Annotated in this window: 13 protein-coding genes; 4 read left to right on the forward strand and 9 right to left on the reverse strand. The window is 74.0% G+C overall.

The genetic code is table 11. The annotated features are described in order from the left end of the window. Window positions 1–6: 6 nt before the first annotated feature. The 6 genes from hflX to miaA all read right to left on the reverse strand — a co-directional run bounded on the left by hflX (window position 7) and on the right by miaA (window position 8,045). Complete coding sequence (gene hflX, locus ACFWU6_RS08905; RefSeq protein WP_383808340.1) at window positions 7–1,512, reverse strand: GTPase HflX; 1,506 nt, start codon at window positions 1,510–1,512, stop codon at window positions 7–9. A 159-nt stretch (window positions 1,513–1,671) separates the two neighbouring features. Continuing rightward, window positions 1,672–3,117: a M1 family metallopeptidase gene (locus ACFWU6_RS08910; protein WP_383808336.1), complete on the reverse strand. Its 1,446-nt coding sequence runs from the start codon at window positions 3,115–3,117 to the stop codon at window positions 1,672–1,674. A gap of 87 nt (window positions 3,118–3,204) precedes the next feature. After that, window positions 3,205–5,286, reverse strand: coding sequence for a RelA/SpoT family protein (locus ACFWU6_RS08915; protein WP_383979606.1), 2,082 nt, complete (start codon window positions 5,284–5,286; stop codon window positions 3,205–3,207). Between the two features lie 140 nt (window positions 5,287–5,426). Then, window positions 5,427–6,302 carry a diaminopimelate epimerase gene (gene dapF / locus ACFWU6_RS08920; RefSeq protein ID WP_383979613.1) on the reverse strand — a complete coding sequence of 292 codons (876 nt, stop codon included), beginning with the start codon at window positions 6,300–6,302 and terminating at the stop codon, window positions 5,427–5,429. Window positions 6,303–6,443: 141 nt separating this feature from the next. Next, on the reverse strand, window positions 6,444–6,980 hold the full coding sequence (locus ACFWU6_RS08925; RefSeq protein ID WP_383808327.1) for a hypothetical protein: 537 nt from the start codon (window positions 6,978–6,980) through the stop codon (window positions 6,444–6,446). Window positions 6,981–7,106: 126 nt separating this feature from the next. Continuing rightward, window positions 7,107–8,045, reverse strand: a complete 939-nt coding sequence (gene miaA, locus ACFWU6_RS08930) for a tRNA (adenosine(37)-N6)-dimethylallyltransferase MiaA (RefSeq protein ID WP_383979620.1) — start codon at window positions 8,043–8,045, stop codon at window positions 7,107–7,109. 164 nt (window positions 8,046–8,209) lie between these two features. Between miaA and ACFWU6_RS08935 the strand changes: the two genes are divergently transcribed. Together ACFWU6_RS08935 and ACFWU6_RS08940 are read left to right on the forward strand one after the other, a co-directional pair. Continuing rightward, window positions 8,210–8,425, forward strand: a complete 216-nt coding sequence (locus ACFWU6_RS08935; RefSeq protein WP_383979625.1) for a gliding motility protein — start codon at window positions 8,210–8,212, stop codon at window positions 8,423–8,425. Between the two features lie 24 nt (window positions 8,426–8,449). Beyond that, on the forward strand, window positions 8,450–8,695 hold the full coding sequence (locus ACFWU6_RS08940; RefSeq protein ID WP_383808318.1) for an antitoxin: 246 nt from the start codon (window positions 8,450–8,452) through the stop codon (window positions 8,693–8,695). 136 nt (window positions 8,696–8,831) lie between these two features. On the opposite strand, the gene ACFWU6_RS08945 is transcribed toward ACFWU6_RS08940, so the two are convergent. Beyond that, complete coding sequence (locus ACFWU6_RS08945; RefSeq protein ID WP_383979630.1) at window positions 8,832–9,539, reverse strand: hypothetical protein; 708 nt, start codon at window positions 9,537–9,539, stop codon at window positions 8,832–8,834. Window positions 9,540–9,608: 69 nt separating this feature from the next. Then, the gene (gene miaB, locus ACFWU6_RS08950; protein WP_383810662.1) at window positions 9,609–11,132 is read right to left on the reverse strand and encodes a tRNA (N6-isopentenyl adenosine(37)-C2)-methylthiotransferase MiaB; all 1,524 of its coding nucleotides are present in this window, start codon (window positions 11,130–11,132) and stop codon (window positions 9,609–9,611) included. A 109-nt stretch (window positions 11,133–11,241) separates the two neighbouring features. Between miaB and ACFWU6_RS08955 the strand changes: the two genes are divergently transcribed. After that, window positions 11,242–12,237, forward strand: a complete 996-nt coding sequence (locus tag ACFWU6_RS08955; protein WP_383810665.1) for a TAXI family TRAP transporter solute-binding subunit — start codon at window positions 11,242–11,244, stop codon at window positions 12,235–12,237. Window positions 12,238–12,327: 90 nt separating this feature from the next. On the opposite strand, the gene ACFWU6_RS08960 is transcribed toward ACFWU6_RS08955, so the two are convergent. Further along, window positions 12,328–13,251 carry an ROK family protein gene (locus ACFWU6_RS08960; RefSeq protein WP_383979653.1) on the reverse strand — a complete coding sequence of 308 codons (924 nt, stop codon included), beginning with the start codon at window positions 13,249–13,251 and terminating at the stop codon, window positions 12,328–12,330. 321 nt (window positions 13,252–13,572) lie between these two features. Here ACFWU6_RS08960 and ACFWU6_RS08965 point away from each other — a divergent pair, with 321 nt between their 5' ends. Then, complete coding sequence (locus ACFWU6_RS08965) at window positions 13,573–14,838, forward strand: glycosyl hydrolase (protein WP_383810668.1); 1,266 nt, start codon at window positions 13,573–13,575, stop codon at window positions 14,836–14,838. Window positions 14,839–14,945 lie beyond the last annotated feature (107 nt).

The following is a 14,945-nucleotide window of genomic DNA, read 5'->3' on the forward strand; positions in this document are numbered from 1 at the left end:
TACGCGTCACTGCTTGGCGAGCGCGTACGGTGCCAGGTCCGCCGCCAGTTCCGCGTGGACCCGCGCCTTGAGCAGCGTGCCCTCCGGGGTGTGCTCCTCGGAGATCACCTCGCCCTCGGCGTGCGCCTTGGCGATCAGGGAGCCGAGGGTGTAGGGCACCAGCGCCTCCACCTCGACCTCGGGCCGCGGCAGCTCGGAGTCGATGAGCGCGAGGAGCTCCTCGATGCCCTGGCCCGTGCGGGCCGAGACGGCGATGGAGTGCCGTTCGATGCGCAGCAGCCGCTGGAGCACGAGCGGGTCCGCCGCGTCCGCCTTGTTGATCACCACGATCTCGGGCACGTTGACCGCGCCGACCTCGCGGATCACCTCGCGCACGGCCGCCAGCTGCTCCTCCGGCGCCGGGTGCGAGCCGTCCACGATGTGCAGGATGAGGTCGGAGTCGCCGACCTCCTCCATCGTGGAGCGGAACGCCTCGACGAGGTGGTGGGGCAGGTGCCGGACGAAGCCGACGGTGTCGGCCAGGGTGTAGATCCGGCCGCTGGGCGTCTCGGCCCGGCGCACGGTCGGGTCGAGGGTGGCGAACAGCGCGTTCTCCACCAGCACGCCCGCGCCGGTGAGGCGGTTGAGCAGCGAGGACTTTCCGGCGTTGGTGTAGCCGGCGATGGCGACCGAGGGCACCTTGTTGCGGCGCCGTTCCTGCCGCTTGATGTCGCGGCCGGTCTTCATGTCCGCGATCTCCCGGCGCATCTTCGCCATCTTCTCGCGGATGCGCCGCCGGTCCGTCTCGATCTTGGTCTCACCGGGCCCTCGGGTGGCCATGCCGCCACCGCCGCCGCCGCCCATCTGGCGGGACAGCGAGGCACCCCAGCCGCGCAGGCGCGGCAGCATGTACTGCATCTGCGCGAGCGCCACCTGCGCCTTGCCCTCCCGGGACTTGGCGTGCTGGGCGAAGATGTCGAGGATGAGGGCGGTCCGGTCGACCACCTTCACCTTGACGACGTCTTCGAGGGCGATGAGCTGGCCGGGGCTGAGCTCGCCGTCGCAGACGACGGTGTCGGCGCCGCTCTCCATCACGATGTCGCGCAGCTCCCGCGCCTTGCCGGAGCCGATGAAGGTGGCCGGGTCGGGCTTGTCGCGGCGCTGGATCACGCCGTCGAGTACGAGGGCGCCCGCGGTCTCGGCGAGGGCGGCCAGCTCCGCGAGGGAGTTGTCCGCGTCGGTCACCGTGCCGGAGGTCCAGACACCGACGAGCACGACGCGCTCGAGGCGCAGCTGCCGGTACTCGACCTCGGTGACGTCTTCGAGTTCGGTGGAGAGGCCGGCCACGCGCCGCAGGGCCGCGCGCTCGGAGCGCTCGAACTGCTCGCCGTCCCGGTCTCCGTCGATCTCGTGGCTCCAGGCGACGTCCTCTTCCATCAGGGCATCGGCCCGAAGGCTCTCGGTGAAGCTCGGCGAGTCCGGCACGTCCTGTGCGTCCCGCGCGTCCTGGGAAGGGGAAGAAGAGGAGGTCATTGGATCCTTACGTCGTTTCGAATGCGTCGGCCGCGGCCCGTGGAGCGCGCGGAGTGTCCCGTCACGATTGTCACAGCACACTGTCACGTTCAACGTGTCACATCATCGGGGGATTCCCCGAACGGCCTCGTCGATGGTGACATGCCCGTTCCACGCCCGTCACACCCTTTTCGCGCTGCTCCACTCCGGGTGGCCGGGCATCGCCGGGGTCGTCTCCCCGTACAGCCACGGCTGCAGGAAGGCCGTGAGGTCCCGGCCGGCCTCCTGCGAGGCCAGGCGTACGAAGTCGGCCGTGCCGGCCACCGCGTCCTTGTGTTCCGCCACCCAGCGCCGCTGGACCCGGTCGAAGGCCGCGGCGCCGATCTCCTGGCGCAGGGCGTAGAGGATCAGTGCGGCGCCGTCGTAGACCACCGGCCTGAACAGCCCGATCTTCTGGCCGGGGGCGGCGGCCTTCGGGGCGGCCGGGGGGCCGCCCGCCGCCCGCCACTGGTCGGAGCGCTGGTACGCCTCGCGCATGCGCCGCTCCAGGGAGTACGCGCCGAGGCCGTCCGCGTACAGCGCCTCGTACCAGGTGGCGTGCCCCTCGTTGAGCCACAGGTCGGACCAGGTCCGCGGGGTCACGCTGTCGCCGAACCACTGGTGGGCCAGCTCGTGGACCATGACGGACTCCACGTACCAGTCGGGGTAGCCCTCCCCCGAGAACAGGCCGTGCTCGAAGAGCGAGAGGGTCTGCGTCTCCAGCTCGAAGCCGGTCGTGGCCCGGGCGACCAGGATGCCGTAGTTCTCGAAGGGGTAGCGGCCGACCCGCTGCTCCATCCACTCGACGTGGCCGGCGGTCTTCCTCAGCCAGGGGGCCAGCCGTTTGCGGTCCTCGGCGGGCACCACGTCCCGCAGCGGCAGGCCGTGCGGTCCGGTGGAGTGGACGACGGCGGAGCGGCCGACCGAGACCTGGGCGAGCTCGGTGGCCATCGGGTGCAGCGTCCGGTACGTCCAGGTGGTGCCGGCGCCCGCCCGGCGGGCCGGCAGCGCGCCGGGCACCCCGTTGGCCACGGCCGTGAGCCCGGCCGGGGCGGTGATCCGGAAGGTGAAGTACGCCTTGTCGGCGGGGTGGTCGTTGCAGGGGAAGACCCGGTGGGCGGCGTCCGCCTGGTTGGCCATGGCCAGGCCGTCCTCGGTGGGCACCCAGCCGCCGTCGCCGCGCCCGCGCGGATCGCTGGTGTGCCGGACCGTGATGTGCAGCGGGCCGTTGGCCGCCACCGGGCGCGCGGGGGTCAGCACGAGGTCCTCCCCTGCGCTCTCGAACCGGGCGGGTTCCCCGTTGACCTCGGCGGAGGCCACCTTGCCGTGGGTGAAGTCCAGGTTGACCCGCTCCATCGGCTCCAGCGTCCGCGCGTGGATCACGGTGACGGCGTCGAGCGGGGTGCGGTTGTCCTTGTACGTGAAGGACAGGTCGTACGAGAGCACGTCGTACCCGGGGTTCCCGAGCTCCGGGAACAGCCGGTCCCCGATGCCCAGGGGCGTCGGCGGGGGCAGCACGGCGGCGACGAGGGTGAGGGAGGCCGCGGCGAGCAGGGCGGCGCGCAGGCGCGGGGAGGTGAGCTGCATCCACCACCGCTTACCAGGCCCCGCACCGCGGGTGCGCCCGGCGCGCGAGGGGGCCACCCGTACGGGTGGGTCCGGCGGCGGAGGACGCTACGCGCGGCTGACGTCGTAGACCCCCGGCACGTCCCGCATGGCGCGCATCAGGGCGGTCAGGCCCGTCGCGTCGGGCAGCAGGAGCGTGTAGGTGTGCCGGACCCGCTGTTCGACCGGGGGCTCCACGGTCGCGGAGACGACTTCGACGCCCTCGCGGGCGATGGCCTCGGTCAGGTCGGCCAGCAGGTGCGGGCGGCCGAACGATTCGGCGAGCAGGGTGACCCGGCAGTCCGCCGTGGCACGCCAGTGCACGGCGACCGAGGTGCGGCCCACCGCGCGCATCTGGGCCACGGTGGCGCACTGCACGCGGTGCACGGTGACGACTCCGCCCCGGACGACGAACCCGGCGACCGCGTCGGGCGGTACCGGGGTGCAGCACCCGGCGAGCCGCACGGTGGCGTCGGGCAGGTCGGCGACGGCGTTGCCGCCGCCGCCCCGGGCTCCGACGACGGACAGCGGTGCGCGGGCGGCGCTGGTGGTGCCCATCGCCGGGTCGGGATGGGCCTGGAGCCAGCTGCTGATCGCGATCCTGGCGGCGGGGGTCCGCGCGTGGTCCAGCCACTCGGCGGCGGGCCCGGAGGAGGCGTCGTGCGCGAGCAGCAGCTGGACGGTGTCCCCGTCGGCGAGGCCGGAGGAGAGGGAGGTGAGGCGCCCGTTGACCCGGGCGCCGATACAGCCGTGGGCCGCCTCGCCGTGCTGGGCGTAGGCGGCGTCGATGCAGCTGGCGCCGGCCGGCAGGCCCAGGGTGCCGCCGTCGGCGCGGAAGACGGTGATCTCCCGGTCCTGGGCGAGCTCGGCGCGCAGGACGGTCCAGAAGGTGTCGGGGTCGGGCGCGGACTGCTGCCAGTCGAGCAGCCGGGAGAGCCAGCCGGGCCGGGTCGGGTCCACCCGCTCCTCGTCGCAGTCGGCGGCGTCCGGCGAGGTGCCGGTGGCGTAGGGATTGCCGAGCGCCACCACGCCCGCCTCGGCGACGCGGTGCATCTGCCGGGTCCGGACGATGACCTCGGCGACGTACCCCTCGGGCGTGGCGATGGCCGTGTGCAGGGACTGGTAGAGGTTGAACTTCGGGGCGGCGACGAAGTCCTTGAACTCGGAGACGACCGGGGTGAAGCAGGTGTGGAGCTCGCCCAGGACCGCGTAGCAGTCGGCGTTCTCGCCGACCTGGACGAGGATGCGGCCGAAGTCGGAGCCGCGCAGCTCGCCGCGTGTGAGGGCGATGCGGTGGACGGAGACGAAGTGCCGCGGCCGGACGTGGACCTCGGCGGCGATGCCGGCGTCGCGCAGCACGGCCCGTACGGAGTCGGCGATGGCGGGCAGCGGGTCGCGCTCGCCGGCGTGAGCAGCGATGAGGGCGCGGGTGCGCTCGTACTCCTCGGGGTGCAGGATCGCGAAGACGAGGTCCTCCAGCTCGGTCTTCAGGGCCTGGACGCCGAGCCGTTCGGCGAGCGGGATGAGGACGTCGCGGGTGACCTTGGCGATGCGGGCCTGTTTCTCGGGGCGCATGACGCCCAGGGTCCGCATGTTGTGCAGGCGGTCGGCGAGTTTGATGGACATCACGCGGACGTCGTTGCCGGTGGCGACGAGCATCTTGCGGAAGGTCTCGGGCTCGGCGGCGGCGCCGTAGTCGATCTTCTCCACCTTGGTGACGCCGTCGACGATGAAGCGGACCTCGTCGCCGAACTCCTCGCCGACCTGGTCGAGGGTCACCTCGGTGTCCTCGACGGTGTCGTGGAGGAGCGAGGCCGTCAAGGTCGTTGTCTCGGCGCCCAGTTCGGCCAGGATCAGGGTGACGGCGAGCGGATGTGTGATGTACGGCTCACCGCTCTTGCGCATCTGACCGCGGTGCGAGGTCTCGGCGAGCAGGTAGGCACGGCGCAGAACGGACAGGTCGGCGTCCGGATGGTGGGCGCGGTGCGCCTCGGCGACGTGTCCGATCGCGTCCGGGAGACGGTCCCGGGACGTCGGCCCGAGCAGGGCCGCGCGCCCGAGGCGGCGCAGATCGAGCCTGGTCCGGCCCCGTCTGCGGAGCTCAGGGCGCGCGTCGGGATGTGCTTCGGGGTTCGTGGCCTCTGCACTCATGGGCACCTCCGGCGGCTTCGACCGGCGGTGGCGGGCATGCGGTGAGCCCTCAGGGCCGGTGCCTGATGTTACCGACCCCACCACGTGGCGCAGTCCACCTCTCGCGCAGCGTGAAACGGATCACCTATTGGAGGGAAGCTTCAGCCGAAAGCCGTTTCGGTGAGCCAGGCGGGGTCGAACTCCCCGGCGGCGACGATGACGGCCGGTCCGGTCATGTCGATCCGGCCGTCCGGGTGCTCGGTGATCGTCAGGGTTCCGCCGGGCAGGTCGACGGTGTACGTGGCCGGTTCGCCGGTGGCCGCCGGGTCGGCGCCGTCGCGGCGGATGGCGGCCACGGCGACCGCGCAGGCGCCGGTGCCGCAGGAGCGGGTCTCGCCCGAGCCGCGCTCGTGGACGCGCATGGCGACGTGCCGGGGGCCGCGGTCGACGACGAACTCGACGTTGACTCCGGCCGGGTAGGCGGACGCCGGGGAGAAGGCCGGGGCGGTGTCGAGGGTGCCGGCGTCGTCGAGGCTGTCGACGAAGGCGACGGCGTGCGGGTTGCCCATGTTCACGTTGCGCGCGGGCCAGGTCCGGGCGCCGACGCCGACGGTGACGTCGCCATCGGGGAGCTCGGCGCGGCCCATGGAGACGGTGACGTCGCCCGTCTTGTCGAGGTGGACCCGCTTGACCCCGCCCCGGGTGGCGACGGCGAGGTCGCCGGGCTCGACGTGGCCGGCGTGCTGGAGGTAGCGGGCGAAGACGCGCACGCCGTTGCCGCACATCTCGGCGATGGAGCCGTCGGCGTTGCGGTAGTCCATGAACCACTCGGCCTCGTCGGCCAGGTGCGCCGCCTCGGGGTGGGCCGCGGACCGCACCACGTGGAGGACGCCGTCGGCGCCGATCCCGGCGCGCCGGTCGCACAGGGCGGCGACGGCGGATGCGGGCAGCTCGACGGTGTTGTCCGGGTCCGGGACGATCACGAAGTCGTTCTCGGTGCCGTGGCCCTTGAGGAAGGAGAGGCTGGTCTGCGTCACCGGGCCATCGTACCGAGGGCCCCGGGTGCGGCGCCGAGCGGTCCGCGGGGTGTCCGTCGGGTCCGCGGGGTGGTGTCCGCAGGTCCGCGGGGTGTACGCCGGGGGCGGGGCGGTCGGGCGCGGTCCCCAGGGGTACGGCCCTCAGCGCAGGCGGGCGACCCGGTAGACGGCCAGGGCGACGACGGCGAGGGCGAGGGCCGCGTACAGCGCGGCCATGCGCCAGTCGGGGCGGCGGCCGCTCCCCCGGGCCGGGAGGCCGGGCCAGGTGTAGCCGACGCGGCGCGCGGCCATCATCCCCCAGCCGCCGGCGCAGCAGCTGATGAGGAAGCCGAGCATGGCGACCACGGCTCCGCCGTCGCCGAACTCGAAGGCGAGCGGGAAGGCGAACATCAGCGAGCCGGCCGCGGCGAGCATCACGATGGGGGCGATCTGCCACAGGCGCAGGCGTCGCTGGGGGCGCAGTTCGACCTCGACCGCGGGGCCGGCGGCCGCCTGGGCCTCGGCGGAGTCCGGGGCGTCCGGCCCGTCGGGGGTCAGGCGCGCCGGTTCGGCGGGCAGGCCGAGCGCTGCGGGGCCGTCAGGTCCGACGGACCCGTCCGGCCCGTCGAGAAGCATCGGGTCCGCTTCCCGCAGGGTCTCGTCCCGCCCGGTGTCACGAGGGCCGGCCTCCATCGCCACGCGCCCTCCCCACTCGGACTCAGTACGCCGCAGTTCGCCGCCGGTGACCGCACCGGCACGAGTTTGATGATGGCACGGTCCCGGGCCCGCGACAGGCGCCCGGGGCGTCCCGATGCCATCACGTGATCAGGCTGTGACCGCTCGTTCGACCAACGACTGCGCGAGTCCGGGGAGTTCCCCCCGGTCGGCGGCGGCCCCGCTGAGCCAGTGCACCCGCGGGTCGCGGCGGAACCACGAGTCCTGGCGGCGCGCGAAGCGCTTCGTGGCGCGGACGGTCTCGGTCCGCGCCTCGTCCTCGGTGCACTCCCCCGCGAGCGCGGTGAGCACCTGCTGGTAGCCGAGCGCCCTGGAGGCGGTCATTCCGTGGCGCAGACCGCGGGCCTCCAGCGCGCGGACCTCGTCGACCAGCCCGGCCTCCCACATGCGGTCGACGCGCTGTGCGATCCGCTCGTCGAGTTCGGGCCGGGCCACGTCGACGCCGATCTGCACGGTGTCGTAGACGGACTCGTGGCCGGGGAGGTTGGCGGTGTAGGGGCGGCCGGTGATCTCGATGACCTCCAGCGCGCGGACGATCCTGCGGCCGTTGCTGGGCAGGATGGCCCGCGCGGCGGCCGGGTCGGCCGCGGCGAGCCGTGCGTGCAGGGCTCCGGGGCCGCGGAGCGTGGCCTCCTCCTCCAGCCGGGCGCGGACCTCCGGGTCGGTGCCGGGGAACTCCATGGCGTCGAGGGCGCCCCGGACGTAGAGGCCGGATCCGCCGACGAGGACCGGCGTGCGGCCCTGGGCGAGGAGGGCGTCGATCTCGGCGCGGGCGAGGCGCTGGTACTCGGCGACGCTCGCGGTCTCGGTGACCTCCCAGACGTCGAGGAGGTGGTGCGGGACTCCGCCGCGCTCCGCGGTCGTCAGCTTCGCGGTGCCGATGTCCATCCCCCGGTAGAGCTGCATGGAGTCGGCGTTGACGACTTCGCCGTCGAAATGACGGGCCAGGGCCACGCCCAGATCGGACTTTCCGGCCGCGGTGGGTCCTACGACGGCGATGACCCGCGGGGCGGGGGCTGCTTTCCTCACGACCCCATCCTCGCAAACCCCGCGGCATGTACCCGAACGGGTGAGGTGACGGGGCGGAGTCCACGTCGTTGCCCTGACGTGGTTCCGCCAAGGCGCACGCGCCTGGCAGGCCGGTCCGGCCGCAGCGGAACTCCACTCACACGAGTAGCGTTATGGGAGTAGAGATGGGCATTTTTCGTCGGCTTTTCGGCGGTAAGGACGAGGACGCGACCGAGCAGGACGCGACCGAGACCCTGACTCCGGAGTCCGGTACGGCCGAGGAGGCCGAGGCCGGGGCGGTTGTTGCGGAAGCTCCGGCGGCGGAGGCCGTGGAGATTCCGAAGCAGCAGTCCGCAGCGGTGGCCGCGGACAGCGAGGCCGGCGAGGGCGCCCGTACGTAGCCACTGCCGAACGGAAGGTGCCCCATGGGTCTGCTGGACAATCTGAAGGCCAAGCTCGCCCCGGCGAAGGACAAGGTCGGGGGCCTCGCCCAGAAGAACGAGGGCAGGATCAGCGAAGGCCTGGACAAGGTCGCCAAGGCCGTGGACTCCAAGACCAAGGGCAAGTACAGCGGTCAGATCACGAGCGGTACGGGCAAGGCCAAGGAGGCCTTGGGCAAGGTCGCTCACAAGGACGCTCCCGGCGGGCCGACGCCGCCGGTCGCTTCCTGACGCGGTTTCGGGAAAGGGGCGCGCACCGGCTTGGGCCGGTGCGCGCCCCTTCCGTCGTGCCGGGCGGGCGCCGGACCGGACCGGGCGGCCGGGCGCCGGACCGGGCCCGAGGGCCGGGCCCGGCGGCGCACGGAGGTCACGACCAGGCGGCGACGACGTACCCGACGCCGTACGGCGCGTCCTCGTACAGCAGGCGCCCGTCCAGGCCCGCTCCCTCGGCGGCGCCGGCCAGGACCTGCCAGGCCGCCCGGCCCGCGGCCTGGAGTTCGGCGGCGAGCCCGGCGTCGAGGGCGGCGAGGGCGGCCGTGTCGGCGGCGCCGAGGGCGCGGGCCGCGGCCGCGTCGAAGCCGGCGGCGCGCTCGTCGAGGTAGCCGGGGGCCTTGAGGGTCCGGCAGGCGCTGCCGTCGCCCATCACGAGGAGCGCGACCCGGGCGGCGCGGGCGGCGATCTCCCGGCCCGCCTCCAGGCAGCGCGCGGTGTCCAGCGCCTCCGCCACGCCGAGCCCCTCGACGGGGGCCGCGCCCCAGCGGGCGCGGCGCAGCAGCCAGGCCCCGACGGCGAGCGAGGGGGGCAGCAGGCGCGGCCCCTCGTCGCCCTCTCCGAGCTGTACGCCGGCCTCGACCCCGAAGCCGCGGAAGCTGCCGCGGGAGCCCTGGGGGTAGGGCCCCCGGTGGTCCCGGTCGGCGGCCCCGACGACGACCAGCAGGTCGGGACGGGAGGCCGCGAGCACGGCGAGGGCGTCGGAGCAGGCGGTGCGGGCGGCGCCGAGCTCGGCGGCGGCCCCGGCGGCGACCTCGGGCACGAGCAGCGGCGGGGCGGGACAGACGGCGGCGGCTACAAGCATGATCAGCAGCCTAACGCGGCCCGCCCCCGGCCGGCCCGGGCCGCCGGCCCCGCGGGGCCGCGCGGCCGGTCAGCCCTGCGGGGCCGCGCAGCCGGAGGCGGCCGCCGGGAGGGGGGCCGGGACGCCCAGCGTCGGGATGCCGAGCATGACGCCCGCCGGCCCGGCCGGGGCGGCGTTGCGCTTCTCCCATGCGTCGCCGGCGCGGGTGCGGCGCACCGTCAGGGTGGGACCCTCGGCCAGGAGGTGGTGCGGGGCCGCGTAGGTGATGTCCACGACGACGACGTCACCCGGGCGGACCTCCGCCTCCGGCTTCGTGAAGTGCACCAGCCGGTTGTCGGGGGCGCGGCCGGAGAGGCGCAGGGTGGCGCCGTCCTTGCGGCCCTCGCCCTCCGCGACCATGACTTCCAGCGTGCGGCCGACCTGCTTCTTGTTCTCCTCCCAGGAGATCTCCTCCTGGAGGGCGACCAGGCGCATGTAGCGCTCCTGGACGACCTCCTTGGGGATCTGCCCGTCCATGTCGGCGGCGGGGGTGCCGGGCCGCTTGGAGTACTGGAAGGTGAAGGCGTTCGCGAAGCGCGCCTCGCGCACGGTGTGCATGGTCTGCTGGAAGTCCTCCTCCGTCTCGCCGGGGAAGCCGACGATGATGTCGGTGGAGATCGCCGCGTGCGGGATGGCGGCGCGGACCTTCTCGATGATGCCGAGGAAGCGCTCCTGCCGGTACGAGCGGCGCATCGCCTTCAGGATGCGGTCCGAGCCGGACTGCAGCGGCATGTGCAGCTGCGGCATGACGTTCGGGGTCTGCGCCATCGCCGCGATCACGTCATCCGTGAAGTCGCGCGGGTGCGGGGAGGTGAAGCGGACCCGCTCCAGGCCCTCGATCTGCCCGCAGGCCCGCAGCAGCTTGCTGAAGGCCTCGCGGTCGCCCAGGTCGGAGCCGTACGCGTTCACGTTCTGGCCGAGCAGGGTGATCTCCGAGACGCCCTCGGCGACGAGGGCCTCCACCTCGGCGAGGATGTCGCCGGGCCGGCGGTCCTCCTCCTTGCCGCGCAGCGCCGGGACGATGCAGAAGGTGCAGGTGTTGTTGCAGCCGACGGAGATCGAGACCCAGGCGGCGTACGCGGATTCGCGGCGGGTCGGGAGCGTGGAGGGGAAGGCCTCCAGCGACTCGGCGATCTCGACCTGCGCCTCGTCCTGGATCCGGGCGCGCTCCAGCAGCACGGGGAGCTTGCCGATGTTGTGCGTGCCGAAGACCACATCGACCCAGGGGGCCCGCTTGACGATGGTGTCGCGGTCCTTCTGGGCGAGGCAGCCTCCGACGGCGATCTGCATGCCGGGGCGCTTGGTCTTCATGGGGGCGAGCCGGCCGAGGTTGCCGTACAGCTTGTTGTCGGCGTTCTCGCGGACGGCGCAGGTGTTGAAGACGACGACGTCAGCGTCGCCGTCGGAGCCCTCGGGGGCGCGCGTGTAGCCGGCGCCCTCCAGCAGACCGGACAGCCGCTCGGAGTCGTGCACGTTCATCTGGCACCCGTAGGTGCGCACCTCGTATGTTCCCTTGACGTCCACTGCCGTGCTCCGGTCGCTGCTGCTGGTCATGCAACAAGGGTAGGCGGTACCCGGGAGCCCTCCGGTCCGCCGGGTGCCCCGCCCGCCGGAAGGCGGCCGTGCCGTGACAGGACGGCGGGCGGGTGGCAGGATCGCGGCCATGCCTCTCGTACCGCCCCGGATCAGCAGGCGCCACGGCCTGCGGGCCCTGGTGGCCGTTCTGGCCGTGCTCGGTGTCCTGGTGTGGTGGCTGAAACCTTTCGGGGAGCCGGAGCTCAGGGGTGGGCTGACCTTCAGCACGGGGGTCCGTAACGGCGTCTACCACCGCTACGGCGAGCTGCTCGAACAGGAGCTGCGCCAGGACATGCCCGAGATGACGGTGCGCCTGGAGACGAGCGAGGGCTCGCAGCAGAACCTCCGGCGGGTCGCCTCCGGGGAGGCCGACTTCACGGTGGCGACGGCCGACGCCGTCTCCAAGTACGGGATCGACCGGAAGCCGGGAGCGGACCGGCTGCGCGGGTGCGCCCGGCTCTACGACGACTACGTGCAGCTGGTGGTGCCCGCCGGGTCCCGGGTGCAGTCGGCGCGGGACCTGCGCGGCTTGCGGGTGGCGATCGGCCAGGACGGCTCGGGGGTACGGCTCATATCGGAGCGCCTCCTGACGGCGGCCGGCCTGGACCCCGCACGGGACGTCACTCCGGTGTCCATCGGCATCGACACCATGCCGGCCGAGTTGGAGGCGGGCCGGATCGACGCCTTCTTCTGGTCCGGCGGCCTCCCGACGAACGCGGTGCGCGAGCTGTCGGAGCGGTTCGAGATCCGTCTGGTGCAGCTGGGCGACCTGGTGGAGCAGCTTCAGGACAGCGGAAGCCCCGCACGCCACTACCGGGCCGCCGTGATGCCGCAGGACGCCTACGCGCTGGCCCGCAACACCGGCGCCGTGGCCACGCTCGCCGTGCCCAATCTGCTGGTGACCACGGAGAACGCCGACCCGGAGCTGACCGAGCAGTTCACGCGGACGGTGATCGACAGCCGCGACAGGATCGGGGGCGTGGTGCACGCCGCGCAGCTGGTGGACCTGCGGACGGCGATCTACACCGACCCGCTGGAACTGCACGAGGGCGCCCGGCGGTACTACCGGTCCGTCAAGCCGTAGCGGTCCCCGCGGGCCGCGCCGGGCCCGCGCCCGTACCCGGCGCCCGCCCGCCCAGGGCCGGACGGCGCCCGTCGCCGTCGCCCGTGCCCGTCATCCCGGCAGCAGCATCGCCGCCGCCGCGGCCGCGCCGATCAGCCCCGCGTGGGTGCCCAGCGTCGCCGGCACCACCTGCAGGTCCTTGACGAAGGAGAGCGCGGCGTAGGCGGCCAGGTGGCGCCGGATCGGCGCGAAGAGGACGTCTCCGGAGGCCGCCACGCCGCCGCCGATGACGGCGATGTCGGTCTCGACCAGGGTCGCGGTGGCCGCGATGGCAGCGGCCAGGGCGCGCCCGGCCCGGTCGAAGGCGGCCAGCGCGATCGGGTCCCCGGCCCCGGCGGCGACCGCCACGCCCGCCGCGGTGGCGTCCTCGCCGGGGGTCCAGCCCTGCGCCAGGGCCCAGCGGGCGATGGCCGTGCCGGAGGCGATCGACTCGACGCAGCCGTGGCCGCCGCAGGCGCACCGCTCGCCGTCGAAGGCGACGCTGATGTGGCCGATGTGACCCGCATTGCCGGTGGGGCCGGGGTGGAGCCGGTTGTTCAGTACGAGCCCGCCGCCGACCCCCGTGGAGACCACCATGCAGAGGGCGTTCGCGTGCCCGCGGGCCGCGCCCAGCCAATGCTCGGCGGCGGTCATCGCCACGCCGTCGCCGACCAGCACGGTGGGCAGTTCGGCGCCGCGCGCCGCGAGCTCCGCCGCGATCCGGGCGTGTACCGGGAAATCCCGCCACGCTCCGATGTTGACCGGGCTGACCGTGCCCCTGGAGGTGTCCACGGGACCGGCGCTGCCGATCCCGCAGCGGACCGCCGAGGACCACAGCTCGGAGCCGGACAGGTCGGCGACGACCTCGGCCACCGCGGCCATGACGGCCTCCGCGTCCGTGCCGCGCGGGGTCGGGCGGCGGGTGGTGGCCGTCATCGTGCCGTCGGGGTGCACCAGCGCCCCGGCGATCTTCGTGCCGCCGATGTCGATCGCCACCGTCGGGCCGGAGGCCGGGGCGTCGGCCCGCGGTACGGGAAGGGGTGCGGCGGGGCTGGTCACGGTGGCGGCTCCAGGGAGGGTTCGGGAATCAGTATGCGCCGGGGGCGGCGCCGCGCTCTCGCGGGGCTCCGGCGGGCCACGCTCGACAGCCGGCCGGGTACCTGCCGGGTCGGTATGAGCAGGCGGCTCCGCAGGTCGGCGCCCCCTCACCCGCGGGAGCACGAAGTCCGTCGGTTCGAGGCCCTGTTGACTTGCTCCCGCATGACCCGGCAGCTTGTGGTGTCGCCCGGAGAATTCCTCAGGACTCCAGGGAGCCGCATGCCCGCAGAGGCCGCCCCCCGCACCCTGCGCTTCGGCGCGAACTACACGCCGGCGCGGGGCTGGTTCCACCACTGGCTGGACTTCGACCTCGACGAGGTCGCGGCCGACCTCGACTCCATCGCGTCGCTCGGCCTGGACCACGTCCGCGTCTTCCCGCTGTGGCCGGTGTTCCAGCCGAACCGGACGCTCATCCGGCCGCGCGCCGTCGAGCAGCTCGTCGCGCTCGCCGACGCGGCCGCCGCGCGCGGGCTCGACGTCGCCGTGGACGGGCTGCAGGGGCACCTGTCGAGCTTCGACTTCCTGCCTTCCTGGACGGGGACCTGGCACCGGCGCGGCCTCTTCACCGACCCCGAGGTGGTCTCCGGCCAGGAGGAGTACCTGCGCACCCTGGCCGACGCCCTGGCCGAGCGGTCCAACTTCCTGGGCATGACGGTGGGGAACGAGGTCAACCAGTTCTCCGACGACCCCCACCCCGACCCCGACCGGATCACCCGCGAGCAGGCCGGGCGCTGGCTGGAGCGGATGCTCGCCGCGTGCGAGGAGGGTGCGCCGGGCCGTTTCCACGTGCACGCGGAGTACGACGCCGCCTGGTACCGGGACGGCCACCCCTTCACCGCGGCCCAGGCGGCCCGGCTGGGGGCGGCCACCGCGGTGCACTCCTGGGTGTTCAACGGCACCGCCCAGCGCCACGGCCCGGCCGGGACGGCGACCGAGCACCATGCCGCGTACCTGATCGAGCTGTCCAAGGCCTGGGCCCCGGACCCGCGGCGCCCGGTATGGCTCCAGGAGGTCGGGGCGCCGGCGCCGCTGATCGGGCCGGAGCGGGCGGCGCGGTTCACTACGGCGACCCTGGCCAACGCCCTGGACTGCACGGATCTTTGGGGAGTGACCTGGTGGTCCTCGCACGACGTGTCCCGGGACCTGGCGGACTTCCCGGAGGTGGAGTACGGCCTCGGGCTGCTCACCAACGACCGCCGGACCAAGCCGGCCGGCGCGGCCGTCGCCCGTATCACCGAGGAGTGGCGGGGCCGCAAGCACCGGCCCGCCGTACGGACCACCGCCCTGGCCGTGGACGTGGGCGGGGCACAGGAGGCGCCGCGGCGCTCGGTGTGCGCCCCGGGCGGCGCGTTCTTCGAGGCCTGGGCGGCGCTCACCGCCGACGGGGTCCGGCCGGCGGTGGTGCTGGCCGAACTCGCCGAGGACGCGGCCCACCTGGCGGCACGCGGCATCACGCGGGTACTCCCCGCCCCGCCCCTCACCTGACCGGCATGCCCCGGCCCGTCACGGCCCGACGTGCCACGGAGCCGCCCGGCCACCCGCCCACCGGCGAAGGCCCCCGCCCCGCCCGGCCGCGGGGGCCGTCCCGGCGC

This window comes from Streptomyces sp. NPDC058674, assembly GCF_042716505.1.
GTDB lineage: Bacteria > Actinomycetota > Actinomycetes > Streptomycetales > Streptomycetaceae > Streptomyces.